The sequence below is a fragment of the Bacillus sp. UNC125MFCrub1.1 genome (genome assembly GCF_000701305.1).
Taxonomy (GTDB): domain Bacteria; phylum Bacillota; class Bacilli; order Bacillales; family Bacillaceae; genus Bacillus; species Bacillus altitudinis.
The window spans coordinates 891709-909911 of sequence record NZ_KL370769.1 but is presented as its reverse complement, the minus strand read 5'-3'; the positions used below and the strand labels follow the sequence as shown (position 1 = coordinate 909911).

The window sequence follows — 18203 nt, the reverse complement described above, 5'->3', positions numbered from 1 at the left end:
GGCAAAATGAAAACAGACCCTCCACGGTCTGTTTTTTTATTGGGACGGATTGGGGACGAACCTTTTCAGTTTTCTTCAGAAATGCACATTTTTTATCAGAAAGGCTAATCATAGAACCTTATTAAATCAGTCTTTTTCGGGGAAGGACAAAGTAAAACCCCTGACTTTTATGGCTAGGGGATTTTTTCTGAGAACTTTCTTCAAATGTTAATCACAAAAAAACAAAGGCACCAAAAGTGAGAAGTGTAACGCCAAGAGATACCAAACTGATAAGTGGCGTAATAGTTCGCATTAATTCCGCTTCGACATTCACTACTAAAACCAGCTTTCTCAATTTCTTTCTCTTGCAAAATGCCCACTATCTTAAAAAACTTGTATTTTTGTTGTAATTGCAATAAAAATATTTTATTCTTACTAGTATAAGACCATATAAATGCTTCACCTAGTTCAGACTAATATCAGAAAAGGATTGATAAACAATGCATATAAAAAAAATAACAACTGAAAATGATTTACAAGTTGCTCTTAATATTAGAAAGTCGGTCTTTATTGATGAACAGCAAGTACCTGAGTCTGAAGAATTTGATCAATTTGACACTCTTCAGGAACAATGTCAGCATGTCTTGGTATGCCATGAGAATGAACCTGTCGGAACAGGTCGGGTGCGTATTGTGGATGGTACAGGTAAATTGGAACGAATTTGCATCCTAAAACCTTATCGTAATTACGGTTTAGGCAAAGTGATTATCAGAGAACTGGAAAAAATCATGCAAGAAAAAGGAATTACAAAGATAAAGCTGCATGGACAAACACAAGCAGAAGGTTTTTATAAAAAACTTGGTTTTCAAACTGCTTCAGATGAATTTATGGAAGACGGGATTCTGCACGTTTTAATGATAAAAGAATTATCTTTAAGTAGAGATCATGTCTAATAAAAAAAAGTATGTTTCTTACGGTTTAGGTGTACTCGTATTAAGTTTAGGAATTTCATTAACAATACAATCAGGACTAGGTGCTTCCCCATTTGATGCCCTTTTAGTTGGCCTTTCCAAAGAATTTGGTCTTACCGTAGGGAGCTGGGAGGTCTTGATTTCTATCATCATCTTAATTTGCAATTCTATATTAGTGAGAAAAAAACCTGTTTTTTTAGGTTTGATTACAGCGTTCGTGACTGGAATCGGTATTGATCTGTGGTTACTCCTCATCAAATATGTCATTGATACAAGCACGTGGTTTAGCAAACTGACTTGCTTTGGAGCTGGTTTGATATTCATTGGTCTTGGAACAGCCGTATATCTTCAAACAAAATTCGCATCAACACCAATTGATCATTTAACACTCATTCTTCGAGATATTTCAAAAAGAACCATCGCATTTTCGAGAACAATATTATATGCATTTTTCTTCATATTAGCTTTTATATGCAAAGGACCTATCGGTGTTGGAACCATATTAACGATTTGTTTCGGAGGCATCATTCTTCACTTTTTCATGCCTATTGTTAACCGTCGGTTATTATCAAATTGATGATTTGGCTGGGTACGATAAATCAATTAAAAAGCTTCTATAGTAAAGGTAGAAGTGAATAGAGGATAGCGCTGATAATTACAAATTCTATATTGGCAGGGGAGAAATATATATATATCACTAGAACAGTTCACGTTAGGGAAGATTACTTACGAAGAGTTGCTGGAGGCTTTATCATAAACAAAGCTCATGGTAGACTTTGAATGGACAGAAACATGACATAACTCTTGAAAGGATGATTGTGGTGGTGAAAACAGATAAAGTCTCCTCCTGAATACATGAAATAACATTCAGGAGGAGATAAAAAATGTTTAAACAAATAGATGAAAATTATCCGAGAAAAGAGCACTTTCATCATTATATGACGGTAACCCGATGCTCATATAGTCTGGTGATCGATCTAGATATCACGACATTGCATTCAATATTGAAAGAAAGAAATCTGAAAGTATATCCTGTGCAAATTTATTTGTTAGCAAGAGCTGTGCAAAAAATACCGGAATTTCGGATGGATCAAGTGAACGATGCACTTGGTTACTGGGAGATTCTCCATCCTAGTTATACGATTTTAAATAAAGAAACAAAGACATTTTCAAGTATTTGGACGCCTTATGACGAAAACTTTGCTCGGTTTTATAAAAGCTGTGTAGCGGACATGGACACTTATAGCAAAAGCAGCAGCCTATTTCCGAAACCTCATATGCCAGAAAACATGTTCAATATTTCAAGTCTGCCGTGGATTGATTTTACTTCTTTTAACCTTAATGTATCTACAGATATAACTTATTTACTACCAATATTTACGTTAGGTCAATTTAAGATGAAAGAAGAAAAAATCATCTTGCCAGTTGCGATTCAAGTCCATCATGCTGTTTGTGATGGCTATCATGTCGGTCAATATGTGGAATATATGAGGTGGCTTATTGAACATTGTGAAGAGTGGTTAAATGATTCAATGCAAATTACCTGAAGACAAAAGGTGTTCTCATGGAAATCTAGAAGATGAAGGCAGACTGAAATGAGTCTGCCTTTTTGTTTTGTGATGAGAATGAAAATGTTCCAAAGGTTTACTAAGGCTATATTTGTTCTTTTTGCGGTTTCTTTTCGGTGCTTTGTAAATTCTTGTATGTGATAATAAATGTCATATAAGGGAGTTCAGTGGAAGGGGGATAAGGGATGGAGAAAGTTCTTTCTTCACATGTAGGTGTGAAAATCAATGAATGGTATAAAATGATTCGGCAATTCAGTGTACCAGATGCAGAGATTTTGAAAGCTGAGGTCGAACGAGAAATTGAACGAATGGAAGAGGATCAAGATCTGCTCATTTATTATCAATTGATGTGTTTTCGCCATCAGCTTATGCTCGATTATATTAAACCTTCAGAAAAACGATCGCCTTCTGTTTCTGAATTGGTTGATAAAATTGAGAATTCTAATCATCAACTTTCGGGTATGTTGCAATATTACAATGCTTTTTTTAGAGGAATGCATGAATTTAGTAAGAAAGAATATGTACAGGCTATTCAATATTACAAGATCGCTGAAAGGCAGCTTGCACTGGTTGTCGATGATATTGAGCAAGCGGAGTTTCACTTCAAGGTGGCTGAAGCCTACTATATTATGAAACAAACTCATGTTTCTATGCATCACATCATAAAGGCGCTAGATATTTATAAAGAACATGAGCAGTATAAAGTTCGCCAAATTCAAAGTCTAATTGTCATTGCAGGAAATTATGATGATTTCATGAGATATGAAAAGTCGTTGCAACATTTAAAGACTGCTTATTCAATTGCTGTGGGCGCAAACGATCAACGTTTAGTAGCAAAAACATTATTAAATATTGGTAATACATATGATAGGCAATCAAAGTATACAGAGGCAATAAAGCATTATAAAGAAGTGTTAGATGTCATTTCTTCGGAAAATAGTGACATAAAGCCAATCACTCTATTTAGTTTGTGTTGGTCGCTGTACAAGTCTAATCAAACTGATGAAGCGGATCTGCTCGTTGAAGATGGACTTAAATATTCCTCAAAGGTAAATGATTCGCTAAGTGTCTTGTTATTTAAAGCATTAAAAGCTATTTATATGGATACTAATGAACAAGCTTTGAAAGAAGTGTTTGATGTTTTTGAAGAAAAGAAACTACATGTCTATGTGGAAGCATTTGCTCAAAGTGTCGGATTATTTTATGAAAAAAAAGGGGACTTTAAAAAAGCTGCCGAATATTACAGAAAGGCTCTTAAGGCTCAAAATGATATTCAAAAAGGAGAGTGTCTGTATGATTATTAAAAAATTACTAATCATTTTATCCATTGTATTGTTAAGTGTTTCAACAGCAGAAACTTTAAAAATCATTGAAACGAAATCAATTCGGAATACAACAATGGAGGAACAAAAATCAAATCGAAACACGACTATGATTGATCGAAATACAACTTCTGAAAACGTATAGACAAGATTAAAACAGACTTTAAGAGTCTGTTTTTTTATGAAGTAGAATGAGCAAATGAACAGTTGGCCAATGTTATACTTATCTCAGATAGATACGAGGAGGCATCCACTTTGAAATCATTCTGGGAGAAAGAAGAAGAGAGTCCTTTTACGTTAGAAAAGATAGATGAAGAACAAATTCTTGAAGCAGAGGGAACGCTTGGTGTCACTTTACCTGATACATACAAAAAACTCATTTTAGAATGGAATGGTGGTTTTACAGTTCGTAATGCTTTTCCAACCGAACGGCCGAATTCATGGGCAGAGGATCATGTTCAATTCGACCATCTAAGAGGAATCGCCAAAGATGATGGAATTATGAATAGCGCTCAGTTAAGTGATGAATTGGAGCTGCCAGAGGGACTTGTTTTCATCAGCGGGGAAGAAGATACATGGATCGCCATGGATTATCGAGAAACGAAGGAACATCCTCCTATTCACTATTTCGATTTAGAGCTGGAAGTAGATTTTAAGCTGGCAGATTGTTTCGATGAATTTGTTGAGCGGTTATATACAGCTGAAGATGCGATGGTGGAAGTAGTAGAGATTGAGGAGGAAGCTTCGGATTTATATATCAGTAAAGAAGAGCTTGAACACATTTTTGATAGAGGAGACCTTCGTCAGCAGAATCTCTTCAAAATGGCACATTATCCGATGGAAGACACTGAAGAGATCTTGCGCATGAAACAGTGCATTCAACAGATAAAAGATCAACATGTCTTGTATGAAACAGCTACTGCTATTCACTCCAACCTTCTGTTAAACCCAGATATGCCAAGGAATGACCGTATTAATCAAGAGCTGCAAGAAATTGCTGAACTTCTAGAAAATAGTGGAGATCCTAATACCGCCTTTTTGGGAGAGGACATTCATCCAGTGAAAAAACGTTAGTGAAAGATGAAAAGCCCTTTCCAGGGCTTTTCGAATTTAGTTTATGATCTCTTTTTATTTAAAATTTTCATAATGAATAATGCTATATATGAAGCAATGAATGAGCCTAAAGTGTAAACAACAGCCCAGCCAAAGAAAGAGACATTGAAAAGTGTAAATGTCAGAATGAGCAAAATGATAAAGCTCACAATTGGCATGAAATAAACCTTTTGTACAAACAATGTGACGATAAAAGAAGCGATGATCATACTGACTGGAAGCAAGCCGAATGCGAATTCTAAATGAGTCATATCCATTCTCCTTTTAAATGACTTAGCTACATTTGATTTGTTCTCATTGTCTCTCATACACTCAAAATTCCTAGTACATCGGGTTTTTGAGTTTAGTAAATTATATTAGACAGAAGAATCAATAACCATATCATAACACATGAAATGAAATTATTTCATTTTATGTAATTTAAAGGGTGTTTGCTGATTTTAAATCTTTCTTTTTGTCATCTTATTGAAAGTCATATTTAAATAAAGTATAGTAAATTTATATGATAAAGAGGAGGATGGTTAAAAATGATGCATGCAGGAAGATTACGCCAGAAAACTTTGAACAATCAGTAATTTCATATGTTCAAAGGCTCTGTTTTCATCAAACGGAGTAAACGGGGTAGTCTGCACATTTTTAATGATCTTCAGCGGGAAAGTATGCAATTTCACTAGAAAAGAGGCAGCTAATCGATCTGTCTTTTTTTTGTATGTTTTTTATGATGCAAAGAAAGGCATATGTCTAGCTTTGTTTACTCTGACCACATAAAGTAGCCTGTTTGTGGGTTTTGTGATGATATTCTTGATGCCTATTGATCATGACTAAATGAACAATTGGAGGAATGGATATGAATAGACTGGAATTAAAGCAGTTAGTCAAACATCACGGATTAGAGATTTTAGAGAATACCATCAAAATAAATGAATCAGGTGTGGATTTCCGTGTCGCTCACGTCGAAGATTTACATGGTGATAAATGGATATTAAGAATGCCTCGCAGACCTGAATCAATGAAACATACCTTACAAGAAAAAAAGACATTAGATTACATTAGTAATCAGGTTCACTTTCAGGTTCCTAAGTGGTCTATCTTTACAGAAAATCTGATTGCTTATAAACAATTAGAGGGGGTACCGGCAGCTAGTATTGATGTGGAACAGCAATCTTATGAGTGGAGATTTGACCAAACGAATGTACCGCAGGCTTATTATGAATCATTAGGAAGAGTTTTAGCGAATGTACATTCCTTAGATCAACAGCCATTTAAAACGATCGGTGTGGAGATGCTCAGTGCTCATGAATTAAGAGGATCAATGAAACAGCGAATGGAACGTGTCAAATCGCAATACACCATTAACAGCGGTTTATGGGAGCGCTGGCAAGAATGGCTAGCTAAAGATTCTTTATGGCCGCCTTTTGTGGGAGTGAAGCATGGAGATTTGCATCCTGGTCACATTCTGATTGATGAAAATCAATGTGTTACTGGTGTGATTGATTGGTCTGAAGTGGGGGTTGGTGATGTATCTGCCGACTTTTTGTCGCATCAACTTCTCTTTGGGAAAGAAGGATTAACGAAACTTATCCATGCGTATGAAAAAGCAGGCGGGAGAACTTGGTCAGGAATGGATGAACATATAATAGAACTTCTGACGACAAGTGCGATCACTGTGGCCGAGTACGCACAGAGATCAGGATTGAAAGATATGTACGAAACGGCAGCATACATGTTGGCAAACGAAAGCTAATCTATCAGAACAAATCCAAAAAAAGCCCCTAAAAAGGGCTTTTTTTAATCTAATTCATGAAAAAACTGTTTGAGTTGATCAATGAAAACGGATTTGGATTTTCCTTTTTTATAAATGAACTCTAAATTGATGTTGAAATGAATGGATGGCTCAATTGAAATTTGTTTTAATGTTCCTTGTTTTACTTCATTTCTAACACAATGATGAGGTAGAAACGATAGTCCCATTCCTTGCAGCACTAAATTTTTTGCAGTTTCCATATGATCAACCTCAATGGAGATGTTCGGTGTAATATTGTTTTTTTGAAATAATCGGTGGAGCATCAACCAATCAAATGACCCATAGTCAAAGAAAATAAAAGGTTGTTCTTCTAGTTCATTCATATTGATGTTGCCTAGGCTGGCAAGCGGGTGATGAGTTGGGACGAACAGCCCGATTGGATCGCTGAAAATCGGGATTGATTCAATTTGAGGATGTGTTTCAGTCCTGACAATGCCAAAGTCTACTTGGTTGTTAATCACTTTTTGGACAACATCCTTTGAATGTCCTGTTACAATTTTCACTTTCAGGTTTTCGTATTTTTCTTTTAGGGCGGGCAATATGTTAGGCAATAGATTATTGGAAATAGAGGATGCGCATCCAATCGTCAATTCATAAGGGATCATCGTTTGTTTGAGACTATGCTTTGCTTCTTGATAAGAATGGAGAATCTTTTTGGCATGCGGGTAAAACTGTTCACCTTTTTCCGTCAGAGATAATTTATTTCTCTGTCTATCAAATAATTTCAGGTCTAATTCTTTTTCTAACGATTGAATACGTGCTGATACAGAAGGCTGGGTTAAATACAGTGCTTCTGCAGCTTTATTGATACTGCCTAGCTGGCATACATAAATAAACGCTTCTATATTCTCAATATTCATGTTATCCCCTTATATGACGTTCTTTAAATGTTTAGCTTTTCAAGCTCATATACTAATTTTACAGCTTCTTTCGCCAAAATGACAGTAGGGTCAATCACTTTCACAGCTTTGGTTGACCTTAGAACTAGAGGAATTTCTGTACAGCCGGCAATGATGGCTTCTGCTCCTTGATTGATTAAAATTTCTGCAGCTAACGCCAGTTCACTTTCGCCTTTACTCAATTTCCCTGCTTTCACGGCATAAATCCCATTCATCACACTTTTCTGAAGGTTTTCACTAGGAGTCATGACATCAATCTTGTGATGGGCACAAGCCTTTTGATAGAGCTGGGTTTTTAATGTGCCATCAGTACATAGTAAGCCCACAGACGTATAGTGATGTTTGTTCAGGTGCTTTGCGGTTTCTAATGGCATATTCATGATAGGGATATGAGTGGATTGTTGTACGTTTTCTAAAAAGAAGTGAGCGGTATTGCATGCAATCAGAATAAAGTCCGCTCCTGCGCGTTCTAATCTTTTAGCTGATGCAATCATATATTCTGTAGGATCTTCGCCTTTCCCAAATATAGCATTGGTTCTATCAGGGATTTGCGGATCATTATCAGCAATCACATGGAGATGATCCTGATCTTTTATCGCTGGTGTATGAGAAATGATTTTTTTCATCAGATCAATCGTCGCTAAAGGGCCCATACCACCCATAATACCAATTGTTGTAGACATGCATATCACCACATTTCATTTTTTTCTATTATAAAAAAAGAAAGGATGGTGAGTGTTATAGAAAAGTTCTATTTGTATATAGAAGGTTGATTAAAAGCACCTTTTATTTTCTTCTTTATCTGTTTTGCGGTATGAGTTGCAATCTAATCAAAAAACATTAGAATAAAGAAAAATTGATAAAGGAGCTACCATATGAATTTCAATTTGAATGAAGCTTTAGATATGTTGAGTCGAACTCCTCGTACATTAGAAAGTCTTTTGTCAGGTTTATCGAAGGATTGGCTTTACAGTCGTGAAGGGGAGGGAACGTGGAATCCCGTTGAAGTCATTGAACATTTGATTGAAGCAGAGAAATCCAACTGGATTCCTCGATTAAGTGTCATTCTTGCTGATGGAGAGAATACCCCATTTCCTGCATTTGATCGCTACGCCCATTTGAATCAAACTGAAAGACAGATAGAACAAGCACTAGCGGAGTTTCATCATGTGCGGATGGAGAATGTGGCATACATTCAGCGTATGACACATTCAAGTCTTGATCTAGAGAAAAAGGGCGTCCATCCAGAATTTGGCATCGTGCATGTGAGCGAATTACTTTCTGCGTGGGTTGTCCATGATTTCACCCATATCTCCCAAATTGTTCGAGTCATGGCGGAACGATATCGAACCGATGTGGGTCCATGGAGCGCTTATTTAGGGATTTTGAATAGGAAATAAATGATTAATGACGCTTCGCGGCCCACTCGGATTGAAGAATCGCATATTGATACTCATCGACCCAATGTCCTTTTGACATATAATTTTGTAGCAAATGTCCTTCGCGTCTCATGTCTAAACGTTCCAGCACTCGAATAGATTTTTCGTTTCGTACATCTGTAAAGGCAATGATTTTATGCTTGTTCAGTGTAGTGAAAATATATTCGATTATTGAATTCAAGGCTTCATGAATATAGCCCTTTCCTTAAAATTCAGGCGCGAGTGTAAATCCTATTTCAACGATTCTAGGCTCGCTGCCGAGTGTATGAATGGCGCAATCTCCTATCAACTGATTGGATTCAGATAAGGCAATCGCGTATTGAAACCACGTCCCTGGTTGATTAGGTTGTTGCGTCATTTGGTGTTGAACAAATGATTCAGCGTCTTCGTGCGTGTAGTTTTCCCAGGATTGAAATGTGGCAATAGAGGGGTTTGATCGGTATTGATAAAATGCTTCAATATCCTGCTGATCAAACTGACGAATCACGACCCGGTTTGTTCTTGTAAATATGCTGTTTGCATTCTTCATGTGTTACCCTCACTTTTTAGTTTGTTCTTGATTTGAAAAAGTCTATTAGCCATTCAGATAGCTGTTTTTGCGCTTTGGTCACAAATCGATCGGCATAATACGTTAATTCAAGATGCCGAACAGGAGCAGGGGCAGAAATAGGGATAGAGACAATATTAGGCCATGCTGAATGTTGCTTTAACAGCCCTCTTGGCTGGATGGTGGCGCCGATCCCGGCTTCAACCAACTGCAATAGTGAAGTGGCAGACCCAACATCCATGACCGTGTCCAATTCAAAACCGTGTTCTTTACATACGTCATCGACCAAATCTCTTCCTAGGTAGCCTTTTGGATACATGACCAGTGCATGCTTTGTCAGCTCTTTTAGCGTCACTTCACGCCTTTTTGCCAGTTCACTGTCTGAATGAACAAACAATTCGTAGGGCTCATCGCCAAGTGGAATTTGAATCAGTCGTTTATCCGCAGGCCCGCGCAGCCCAATTCCGATATCGACTTTATGTGAGAGCACCTCGTCACGAACAAAGATGGTCGAAAAAGCCTTTAGGTTGATCTCTGGATACAGCGTTTTAAATTCTACAAAAAGCGGAACAAGCTGAAAGTCAAGATCAGAGGGAAGGACGGCAAGCCGAACGGTACCCCGCTGTTCAGATAACAGTTCTTTCATGGCATTTTTTGCATCTCGTTCAGCCTGAAGCATTTTCATGCCATATTGATAAAGAAGCGTACCAGCTTCAGTTGCAACTACTTTTTTACCGATTCGGTCAAAGAGCGGCATCCCAACTTCAGCCTCAAGCAGCTGAATCTGTTGGCTTAATGTAGGCTGTGATATACCTAGTTGCTCTGCAGCCTTTGTGAAATGTAAATGATCGAATACAGCCATAAAATAGGTAATGTGACGAGTATCCATATGCCATCCTTTCATTAATGATAGTATTTTCCTATCATCATAATACGAATTATTGTATTGATCAATGAATGAAGCGGATTTATACTCATAGTAACCTCAACAAGATGAGAGAGGAAGAAGAGTATTGATAAAAAAAATATTTTATTTAGCTGCTTTATTTTTAGCTGCCTTAAACTTGCGCCCAATCATTACATCCGTAGCTTCTATGATGAGCATGATTCAATCAGACCTTGGCGTTAGTGCACTCACGGCAAGTCTTTTAACCACTTTGCCGGTCTTGTGCATGGGAGTGTTTGCCCCTGTAGCAACGAAACTAAGCCGGCGGTTTGGATTAGAGAGAACCCTTTTTTTCTCAATTTTTCTTATCACAATTGCGACTGGACTGCGTGGTACAAGTCAAACGGTTACCATCCTTCTTACGACTGCTTTTGCAGGAGGAGTTGGAATTAGTTTTGCCGGACCATTGTTGTCTAGTTTTATTAAAAAGTATTTCCCGAAAAGTCCTGGGATTGTCAGTGTGTACTCTATATCGATGACAGTTGGAGCTGCACTTGCTTCGGGCTTGACCATTCCGATTTACCTTCGCAGTGAGCATAACCTTCCACTTGCGTTATCTTGCTGGGCGGTTTTAGGCGTTATTGCACTGATTTTATGGCTCGGTCTAGCTCGTCAAAACCAACAAGCGGATCTTTCAGACGTGCCGCTGAGATTACCGCTGCGAAACAAAAAAGCCATTCAATTCTCCTTGTTCTTTGGCTTTATGTCTAGCATGTTCTATTCGTTAACAGCGTGGATTTCACCCATTGCGCTTGATTTTGGGAATAGTCCGCAGTATGCCGCCATGCTGCTTACGATATTTACGCTCATTCAGATTCCGGTGGCATTACTCGTTCCAAACATCGTCAATCGTCTAGGAAAGCCGAAATTATTTCTGATTTTATGCAGTTTGTCAGAGCTGATTGGCCTCATATTCCTTCTATTGCCAATGCCGATCCTGCCAGCTGTTATTTTTCTAGGGATTGGAGCAGGTGGATTATTTCCTTTGGCGCTTATGTTGCCTATTATTGAAACGCGTACGCCAGAAGAAGCCGGTACATGGTCAGCGATGTCACAGATGGGCGGGTACATCATGGGAGGATTTGGTCCATTTTTAATCGGTTTGATTTTCGATATTAGCGGACATTTTCAAGCTGCTATTGTCGCAATGCTCGCCATCGTGATGCTGATGATTGGCGTGCAGTTATCGATGAAGTTAGGGGGAAAACGTGATGAGGTATCCAATTAAAGATCAATATACCGCTGCTTTTATATCATCACTCAATTGAAATCTCCATAGCCTATATCTAAGTAGGCTATGGAGATTATTTTGCTCAATCGAACCAGATGCACCTGAATGAATTATCGTGCCAGATTTTTTTCAACTTTACGAGTGGCCATTTCTGCAGCCTCCATGATCATTTCACCTAATGTTGGGTGAGGATGAATCGTCATGGCTAAATCTTCTACTGTAGCACCAATTTCAATAGAGAGAGAAAGTTCTGATATAAGAGTAGATGCCTCTGCACCTACGATTTGTGCTCCTAAAATAAGGCCAGATTCAGCATGGGCCACAATCTTCACAAATCCTTCTGGTTCTTTTAATGCCAGTGCTCGACCATTAATAGAGAACATTGTTTTTCCAGTAACAGTCGGAATGGATTGTTGCTTGCAATCCGTTTCGCTTAGTCCAACACTCGCCAATTCTGGGCTGGAAAACACAACAAGTGGGAGCGCTTTATAATCGATCATCGAAGGTTTACCAGCGATTGCTTCTGCTGCCACTTTCGCTTCATATGAAGCTTTATGAGCCAGAGCAGGACCCTCGGTGATATCACCAATCGCATATATGTGCGGAATGGAAGTTCTGCATTGTTCATCAATTTTAACCAGTCCGTTAGGGGTAATGGATAAACCGATAGAATGGAGACCTAATGCTCCATCTGTATTCGGTTTTCTTCCGACAGTAATCAATGCATATTCCGCTTTCACCGTGTAACTTTCTTTCTGTTTCTCATAATGAAGATCAATTCCGCTCATATGCTGCTCGGCATCTATGACGTTTGCTCCTGTAATCACGGTGATGTCATCTTCTTTCAATTGTCGAACAACAGGAGAGACAAGTTCACTTTCAAAGCCAGGCAATACTTGATTGCCGCCTTCTAGAATGGTGACTTTAGATCCAAACCTTGCAAACATCTGTCCGAGTTCAACACCAATATATCCACCCCCAACTACGACAAGGCTTTTAGGGATTTCGGAAAGGGATAGTGCTTCAGTGGAAGACAATATACGACCTCCGAAAGGGAGTGATTTAATTTCAATTGGACGAGAGCCGGTTGCTAATATAAGGTGTTTGAAGTTGATTCGTTTTTCACCTTTTTCGGCATGTTGAATCACCGCTGTATGCTGATCGAACAAGCTTGCATCGCCTTCCAGAATGGTAACTCCCGCTGACTTTAACAAAAATTGGACGCCTCCAGCTTGTTTTTCCACAACCGCTTTTTTGAACGCTTGAGCTTCATTGAAAGAACCGCTTTCTTGAAAACCATCCCATTGTGTGCGGAGTTTGAACCGCTCTGCTTCTGCTATTAGCGCTTTAGAAGGGATACAGCCTACATGGGTGCATACGCCACCTAATTGTTCACGTTCTACAATCGCTGTCTTCATGCCGAGATGAGCTGAACGTAATGCTGCCACGTAGCCTCCCGGACCTGATCCAATCACTAATGTATCTACTGTTTCAAAATGAATCATTTCTTGCACCTCTAATTTTAAAATATGATGATCATAATATATTATAGTCATCATATTTTAGCGAAGTCAATCCCATCTGAGTGAGCAAAGATGGATTTTAGTCAATTGACACATGATAATATGATGAATATAATATTTTAATAAATACACTTAGATGAGTTAAAAGGAAGGAGAAAAGAGGATGCCTTATCCGAAAGGTCATAAGTCAAAAGTGAGAGAGCAGATCATCGCAAGTGCTGCACGAGCATTTCGAACAAATGGCGTCCGTAGTATCAGTTTGCCATACATTATGAAAGGGGCAGGTCTAACTCATGGAGGGTTTTACGCTCACTTTAAGAACAAGGATCAGTTGGTGATAGAGACTTTTCATTTTGCTATTACGGATACGATCAAGCTGCTGCAAAGTGTTGCAGACAAGAAAACAGACCAGCCTCGAATTCAGACGATCATTGACTTTTATTTAAGTTCCGTTCACCGTGATCAGACGGAGATCGGCTGTATATTGCCTGCACTGGCAGGGGAGATTGCTCAATTATCGCAAGAGGTACGTAAAACCTATACAGATGAATTGAAACGGTTTATGGCGTTTACAGCTGATACGGGAAACATAGATCTCTCTACCAGTTACGCACTAGTAAGCAGCATGATTGGTACAATTGCTCTTGCACGAGCTGTCAATGATTCGCAGTTCAGTGATCAATTGTTAATGGCAGGTAGAACACAGGCAAAACACATTTTAAATTCAAATTAAAAAACATAGGGGATGTTGCGATGTTGATTAGAGAAGCAAGCATAGAAGATTATCCACAATTAAGACAAATCTATTTAGAATCCCGACGTCAGAGCTTTCACTGGCTCAATACAGAAGAAATCAAACTGCAAGATTTTGATCAAGATACGCAGGAAGAGCAAATTTTCTTAACTGAGGAGAACAATAAAATCCTTGGATTCATCTCATTATATGTACCAGATCGTTTTATTCATCTCTTGTTTGTACATCCAGAAGCTGCTGGTCAAGGGGCTGGCGATCTGTTGCTGAAACATGCGATCAAAGTGCTCGGAACACCAGTCACCCTCAAATGTGTATCCGAAAATCACAAAGCTTTGTCTTTTTATCAAAAAAGAGGATGGAAGGCTGTTGTAGAGGAAGGGGAGCCTGGGGCGAAGTACTGGGTGCTTGCTTATGAATAAGGATAAAATTGTAAAATAATCTAATGTGACTCACACGTTAGGTATTGGTGATCCTGCTTAAAAAAAAGCCTCCATAATAGAGGCTTTTTAATTTACTTTCTAACCGTTATATAAAGAGCGCCTAATAGAGCGCCATTTGATTTATACATCCATACTTCTACTTGGTTACTACCTGAATCTTTTAACCCTTTAATATCTCTACCGGATACAGAGACATACTGTGATCCTTTCACAACAACAGCATATGAGGCAATGTCATCAATAGGATAACTAGATCCTACGTTAATTGTGATATTTCTTGCATTTGTTTTAATTGGAGCATCCGCGGATAAAGATTTTAGCGTAATAGGCATAGATGAAAGATGATTAGTTTGAACGGATTCTTGAGCAGAAGCAACCCCTCCAATAGTAAAAGTCAATGCAGAAACAGCAATAAGAGAATACATAGATTTCTTCATTTTCATTCTAAAGCACTCCTTTTAAATTAGTTTACAAGTCATTAATTCGATATTAAATCGAGATATTCCTGTTAAAAAGTGTTAATTAATTGTGAACATTTTCCTTTCGGGATGAATTGAAATTTTCTGTGAAGAAAACGACTTAATATCTATCTATTAAAAATTTAAAACATTATTTTTTAGTAAGAATATTGCTCATTACTCGTATTGCTAAAGCTCCTTCTCGATTTGAATATCTACCTATTTTAAGAAATTTCCTCAGAGAATTGTGAAGAGGAAAAGTCTAATCTTTTCCCATGGATGATATTGAAAAAAATCTAGCCATTTCCTAATTCTATCTTCATTCATTCGCCGCTTAAAAGATCATTTACAACTAAAGAAGTGACACGGCATTGACCGTTTGCGGGACTCTATTTTGAACTAGATTGTGAAAGCCAAGCTTTATCAAGAGCATCATAATTATTTCAGTTTTGTAAGGTCCTATCATTAATGTCATTTCAGTGTGAATGTAAGTATTCAAGTCTATATAGGCTTTTTCAAGAATTAACAGGTCTTGGTTCTTATTGAATGTTTTTTGTATAAATGAATAAAGATAGACTATATGTTAAAACGAACACAAATTACAGAAGAAACTTATGTTAAAAGGAGGAACGATTATGAAAAAACTTTGCCGGGAAGTCTGGATCGAAGTTAATCTTGATGCGATTAAAAGAAATATCGAAGCCATTCAAGCGCATATTCCAAAGAAGAGTAAGATCATGGCTGTCGTGAAGGCGAATGCTTATGGACACGGTTCAGTGGAGGTAGCGCGGCAGGCACTAGAAAGCGGTGCGACGGAGCTCGCAGTTGCTAGCTTAGAGGAAGGCATTGTGCTGCGAAGAGCAAAAATTGAAGCGCCGATTTTGGTTCTTGGATTTACACCGCTCGACTGTGTGAAAAGGGCCGCAGCCTGGAGAATCGACCTCTCCGGCCTTCGAGAAGACTGGATTGCTCAAGCAAACGAGATCTTAGCGAAAGAAGAAAGCCAGCGCCGGCTTGGGATTCATGTCAATGTTGACACAGGGATGGGGCGATTAGGTGTACGGACAAAGGAAGAGCTGTTAGCGGTGGTGAAGGCGCTTGAAAAGAGTGAAAACCTGAGGTGGGATGGAATATTTACGCATTTCTCCACTGCGGATGAGCCTGACCCTGATTTCACGTTGCTGCAGCACAGCATCTTCATTGATTTTCTTCGGTTTTTGAAAGAAGAAGGGATCAAACTGCCGACCGTACATATGAACAATACAGCTGCTTCGATTGCGTTTCCTGAATTTAGTGCCGATATGATCCGGCTTGGTATCGGACTTTATGGATTGTATCCCTCGCAATATATTCAAAGCTTAGACGCTGTTCAATTGGAACCGGCACTAAGCTTAAAGGCAAGAATTGCTTTTGTAAAAGAAATGGTTACAAAACCTAGGACGGTCAGCTATGGGGCAACCTATGTGGCAAAGCCTGACGAAGTTATTGCGACCATACCGATTGGTTATGCAGATGGGTACTCACGTGCTTTATCCAATCGAGGGTTTATGCTTTTCCGCGGAAAACGAATGCCGATTGCTGGCCGAGTCACAATGGATATGACCATGATCAGCTTAGGAGAGATGAAAGCAAAGCAAGGCGAGGAAGTCGTCATTTATGGCCGTCAAAAGGGCGGAGAAATTTCTGTTGATGAAATTGCTGAAATGCTCAATACGATTAACTATGAAGTCATTGCAACATTAAGCCGCCGTGTTCCAAGGTTTTATCGTCGAGGCGGGAAGATTATTAAAATATCGACGCCGGTGATGTATGTGTGAAGGTAAGGACAGCATGAAATTGCAAAAAGCCCCTTTATATGGCAAGGGGGCTTTTGAGTTTCATGTCTTATTTCGGCTTAAGCTCGATACTCTTTATCTAAAATAAGAATTGGTTTAATCGTAGATCCATTTTTAGAATCTTCAAAGGCTTGTTCAATCTCTTCTAATTCGTAGAATTTTGCTAGTTTTTCAACTGGGAATTGTCCATTTTTAAAGAACTTGACTAGTTTAGGAATGAATAGTTGAGGAACGGCATCTCCTTCTATCACACCTTTTAACGTGAGCGCATTGAGCATGAGATCATTGGTCACATTAAACGTTAAATCGCGCTTTCCTACTGCTACTGTTGCACAAGTTCCTTTGACACGCAGGCAGTGAAGAGCAGCTAGCGTGACTTCTGGTACTCCAGTTGTTTCAAATGAGTAATGTGCTCCTTTTCCTTCTGTGATTTCCTTAATTTTTTCAGCTGGGTTCTCATGTTTACTGTTGATGACATGTGTTGCACCTAATTCTTTTGCTAGCTCAAGGCGGCTATCATGGATATCAACGGCAATAATCGGATCACAGCCTGCAATTTTTGCTGCCATTAACCCACTTAAACCAACAGCACCTGTACCGAACACAACAAAGCTTGTACCTGGAGCTGGAGCAAGTGAATTTAAGACAGTACCGCTCCCAGTCATTAAGCCGCAGCCGAATGGTCCTAAATAACGTAAATCAGTTTCTTTGTCTACTTTCACCACATTTTTCTCATCAACCGTTGCATATGTACCAAATGACGATTGACCAAAAAATTGTGATACATCTTGATGATCATGTGTATGGATAGGCGTTTCATTATGTTTATTACGACCAGAAAAATTCAGTGGAATCATGTTTTCACATCCACCAGCGTTCCCGTCAAGACAATTATGGCAATGACCGCAATAAGCGAAACCTAGTACAACGTGGTCTCCTTCTTGAACGGTTGTGACATTAGAACCTGCTTTCACGACAATACCAGAGCCTTCATGTCCTAATAAAGCAGGACGTGGGACAGGAAGCGTGCCATCTAATACAGTGGCATCCGTATGACAAACGCCAGATGCAACGATTTTGACAAGCACTTCATCTGCTTTTGGATCATCTAGTAATAGTGTTTGTTTCTCGAAATCTTTTTCATTTGTTGTGACCATCGCTTGAATTTCCATATCATGTGCCCTCACTTTTTATATAGTATGATATTCTAAAGAAGTTAGATCAAATGTCACAAAAAATTCATTTCTTTATGACTAAGTTGATTGTAGGACGAAAGATTTTTCGTTTCAATCAGCAAAAAATCTTTTTTGTATAGGTTTTCAACACAAATGAAATTATGTATCTCTAATCAACATTTTTTAAAAAGTGTCTAAA

The 18203-nt window shown here is 38.5% G+C and carries 19 protein-coding genes and 2 pseudogenes; 12 read left to right on the top strand and 9 right to left on the bottom strand.

Going from position 1 to position 18203, the window contains the following annotated elements; all coding sequences use genetic code 11:
* Positions 1 to 479 precede the first annotated feature (479 nt).
* The 6 genes from N521_RS17400 to N521_RS17375 all read left to right on the top strand — a co-directional run bounded on the left by N521_RS17400 (position 480) and on the right by N521_RS17375 (position 4914).
* A complete protein-coding gene (locus tag N521_RS17400; RefSeq protein ID WP_035392376.1) occupies positions 480 to 932 on the top strand; it encodes a GNAT family N-acetyltransferase in 453 nt (150 codons plus the stop codon).
* Positions 925 to 1527 carry a YczE/YyaS/YitT family protein gene (locus N521_RS17395; protein WP_007498941.1) on the top strand — a complete coding sequence of 201 codons (603 nt, stop codon included), beginning with the start codon at positions 925 to 927 and terminating at the stop codon, positions 1525 to 1527. The genes N521_RS17400 and N521_RS17395 overlap by 8 nt, the downstream gene beginning before the upstream one ends.
* A gap of 307 nt (positions 1528 to 1834) precedes the next feature.
* Positions 1835 to 2497, top strand: a complete 663-nt coding sequence (catA, locus tag N521_RS17390) for a type A chloramphenicol O-acetyltransferase (RefSeq protein ID WP_035392373.1) — start codon at positions 1835 to 1837, stop codon at positions 2495 to 2497.
* Between the two features lie 206 nt (positions 2498 to 2703).
* Positions 2704 to 3822 carry a Rap family tetratricopeptide repeat protein gene (locus N521_RS17385; RefSeq protein WP_035392371.1) on the top strand — a complete coding sequence of 373 codons (1119 nt, stop codon included), beginning with the start codon at positions 2704 to 2706 and terminating at the stop codon, positions 3820 to 3822.
* Entirely contained in the window at positions 3812 to 3985 is a 174-nt protein-coding gene (locus N521_RS17380) for a hypothetical protein (protein ID WP_012009624.1), read from the top strand. The genes N521_RS17385 and N521_RS17380 overlap by 11 nt, the downstream gene beginning before the upstream one ends.
* Positions 3986 to 4095: 110 nt before the next feature.
* Positions 4096 to 4914 (top strand): SMI1/KNR4 family protein, encoded by an 819-nt coding sequence (locus tag N521_RS17375; RefSeq protein WP_035392370.1) that lies wholly within the window; start codon positions 4096 to 4098, stop codon positions 4912 to 4914.
* Between the two features lie 41 nt (positions 4915 to 4955).
* Here the strand turns inward: N521_RS17375 and N521_RS17370 are convergent, their stop codons facing one another.
* Positions 4956 to 5204 (bottom strand): DUF2651 family protein, encoded by a 249-nt coding sequence (locus N521_RS17370; RefSeq protein ID WP_035392368.1) that lies wholly within the window; start codon positions 5202 to 5204, stop codon positions 4956 to 4958.
* Between the two features lie 596 nt (positions 5205 to 5800).
* Between N521_RS17370 and N521_RS17365 the strand changes: the two genes are divergently transcribed.
* On the top strand, positions 5801 to 6697 hold the full coding sequence (locus N521_RS17365; protein WP_035392365.1) for a macrolide 2'-phosphotransferase: 897 nt from the start codon (positions 5801 to 5803) through the stop codon (positions 6695 to 6697).
* A gap of 44 nt (positions 6698 to 6741) precedes the next feature.
* On the opposite strand, the gene N521_RS17360 is transcribed toward N521_RS17365, so the two are convergent.
* Positions 6742 to 7617, bottom strand: coding sequence for a LysR family transcriptional regulator (locus N521_RS17360; RefSeq protein WP_035392362.1), 876 nt, complete (start codon positions 7615 to 7617; stop codon positions 6742 to 6744).
* Positions 7618 to 7640: 23 nt separating this feature from the next.
* Complete coding sequence (locus N521_RS17355) at positions 7641 to 8339, bottom strand: cysteate racemase (RefSeq protein WP_035392360.1); 699 nt, start codon at positions 8337 to 8339, stop codon at positions 7641 to 7643.
* A gap of 192 nt (positions 8340 to 8531) precedes the next feature.
* Here N521_RS17355 and N521_RS17350 point away from each other — a divergent pair, with 192 nt between their 5' ends.
* Complete coding sequence (locus N521_RS17350) at positions 8532 to 9056, top strand: DinB family protein (RefSeq protein WP_035392357.1); 525 nt, start codon at positions 8532 to 8534, stop codon at positions 9054 to 9056.
* Between the two features lie 4 nt (positions 9057 to 9060).
* Here N521_RS17350 and N521_RS17345 read toward each other — a convergent pair.
* Positions 9061 to 9624, bottom strand: a pseudogene (locus tag N521_RS17345) (GNAT family N-acetyltransferase).
* A gap of 16 nt (positions 9625 to 9640) precedes the next feature.
* Positions 9641 to 10546 (bottom strand): LysR family transcriptional regulator, encoded by a 906-nt coding sequence (locus N521_RS17340; protein WP_019743043.1) that lies wholly within the window; start codon positions 10544 to 10546, stop codon positions 9641 to 9643.
* Between the two features lie 112 nt (positions 10547 to 10658).
* Between N521_RS17340 and N521_RS17335 the strand changes: the two genes are divergently transcribed.
* The gene (locus N521_RS17335) at positions 10659 to 11816 is read left to right on the top strand and encodes an MFS transporter (RefSeq protein ID WP_035392656.1); all 1158 of its coding nucleotides are present in this window, start codon (positions 10659 to 10661) and stop codon (positions 11814 to 11816) included.
* Positions 11817 to 11929: 113 nt separating this feature from the next.
* On the opposite strand, the gene lpdA is transcribed toward N521_RS17335, so the two are convergent.
* Positions 11930 to 13324 (bottom strand): dihydrolipoyl dehydrogenase, encoded by a 1395-nt coding sequence (gene lpdA, locus N521_RS17330; protein ID WP_035392354.1) that lies wholly within the window; start codon positions 13322 to 13324, stop codon positions 11930 to 11932.
* Between the two features lie 181 nt (positions 13325 to 13505).
* Here lpdA and N521_RS17325 point away from each other — a divergent pair, with 181 nt between their 5' ends.
* A complete protein-coding gene (locus N521_RS17325) occupies positions 13506 to 14075 on the top strand; it encodes a TetR/AcrR family transcriptional regulator (protein ID WP_035392352.1) in 570 nt (189 codons plus the stop codon).
* Positions 14076 to 14095: 20 nt separating this feature from the next.
* Positions 14096 to 14515, top strand: coding sequence for a GNAT family N-acetyltransferase (locus tag N521_RS17320; protein WP_017359613.1), 420 nt, complete (start codon positions 14096 to 14098; stop codon positions 14513 to 14515).
* Positions 14516 to 14607: 92 nt separating this feature from the next.
* On the opposite strand, the gene N521_RS17315 is transcribed toward N521_RS17320, so the two are convergent.
* Complete coding sequence (locus tag N521_RS17315; protein WP_008348328.1) at positions 14608 to 14979, bottom strand: BLB8/JUQZ-1 family protein; 372 nt, start codon at positions 14977 to 14979, stop codon at positions 14608 to 14610.
* A gap of 338 nt (positions 14980 to 15317) precedes the next feature.
* Positions 15318 to 15377: pseudogene (locus tag N521_RS20015) on the bottom strand (YunG family protein); the annotation flags it as partial.
* 252 nt (positions 15378 to 15629) lie between these two features.
* On the opposite strand from N521_RS20015, the gene alr reads away from it, so the two are divergent.
* The gene (gene alr / locus N521_RS17310; protein ID WP_017359612.1) at positions 15630 to 16811 is read left to right on the top strand and encodes an alanine racemase; all 1182 of its coding nucleotides are present in this window, start codon (positions 15630 to 15632) and stop codon (positions 16809 to 16811) included.
* Positions 16812 to 16888: 77 nt separating this feature from the next.
* Here alr and N521_RS17305 read toward each other — a convergent pair whose 3' ends face one another.
* The gene (locus N521_RS17305; protein WP_017359611.1) at positions 16889 to 18001 is read right to left on the bottom strand and encodes an NAD(P)-dependent alcohol dehydrogenase; all 1113 of its coding nucleotides are present in this window, start codon (positions 17999 to 18001) and stop codon (positions 16889 to 16891) included.
* Between the last annotated feature and the right edge of the window lie 202 nt (positions 18002 to 18203).

Coding starts and splice junctions, on each gene's coding strand:
- lpdA (WP_035392354.1), bottom strand. CDS start 13,324: ATGATTCATTTTGAAACAGTAGATACATTAGTGATTGGATCAGGTCCG.
- N521_RS17340 (WP_019743043.1), bottom strand. CDS start 10,546: ATGAAAGGATGGCATATGGATACTCGTCACATTACCTATTTTATGGCT.
- catA (WP_035392373.1), top strand. CDS start 1,835: ATGTTTAAACAAATAGATGAAAATTATCCGAGAAAAGAGCACTTTCAT.
- alr (WP_017359612.1), top strand. CDS start 15,630: ATGAAAAAACTTTGCCGGGAAGTCTGGATCGAAGTTAATCTTGATGCG.
- N521_RS17360 (WP_035392362.1), bottom strand. CDS start 7,617: ATGAATATTGAGAATATAGAAGCGTTTATTTATGTATGCCAGCTAGGC.
- N521_RS17320 (WP_017359613.1), top strand. CDS start 14,096: ATGTTGATTAGAGAAGCAAGCATAGAAGATTATCCACAATTAAGACAA.
- N521_RS17305 (WP_017359611.1), bottom strand. CDS start 18,001: ATGGAAATTCAAGCGATGGTCACAACAAATGAAAAAGATTTCGAGAAA.
- N521_RS17350 (WP_035392357.1), top strand. CDS start 8,532: ATGAATTTCAATTTGAATGAAGCTTTAGATATGTTGAGTCGAACTCCT.
- N521_RS17385 (WP_035392371.1), top strand. CDS start 2,704: ATGGAGAAAGTTCTTTCTTCACATGTAGGTGTGAAAATCAATGAATGG.
- N521_RS17370 (WP_035392368.1), bottom strand. CDS start 5,204: ATGACTCATTTAGAATTCGCATTCGGCTTGCTTCCAGTCAGTATGATC.
- N521_RS17325 (WP_035392352.1), top strand. CDS start 13,506: ATGCCTTATCCGAAAGGTCATAAGTCAAAAGTGAGAGAGCAGATCATC.
- N521_RS17365 (WP_035392365.1), top strand. CDS start 5,801: ATGAATAGACTGGAATTAAAGCAGTTAGTCAAACATCACGGATTAGAG.
- N521_RS17395 (WP_007498941.1), top strand. CDS start 925: ATGTCTAATAAAAAAAAGTATGTTTCTTACGGTTTAGGTGTACTCGTA.
- N521_RS17400 (WP_035392376.1), top strand. CDS start 480: ATGCATATAAAAAAAATAACAACTGAAAATGATTTACAAGTTGCTCTT.
- N521_RS17315 (WP_008348328.1), bottom strand. CDS start 14,979: ATGAAAATGAAGAAATCTATGTATTCTCTTATTGCTGTTTCTGCATTG.
- N521_RS17355 (WP_035392360.1), bottom strand. CDS start 8,339: ATGTCTACAACAATTGGTATTATGGGTGGTATGGGCCCTTTAGCGACG.
- N521_RS17380 (WP_012009624.1), top strand. CDS start 3,812: ATGATTATTAAAAAATTACTAATCATTTTATCCATTGTATTGTTAAGT.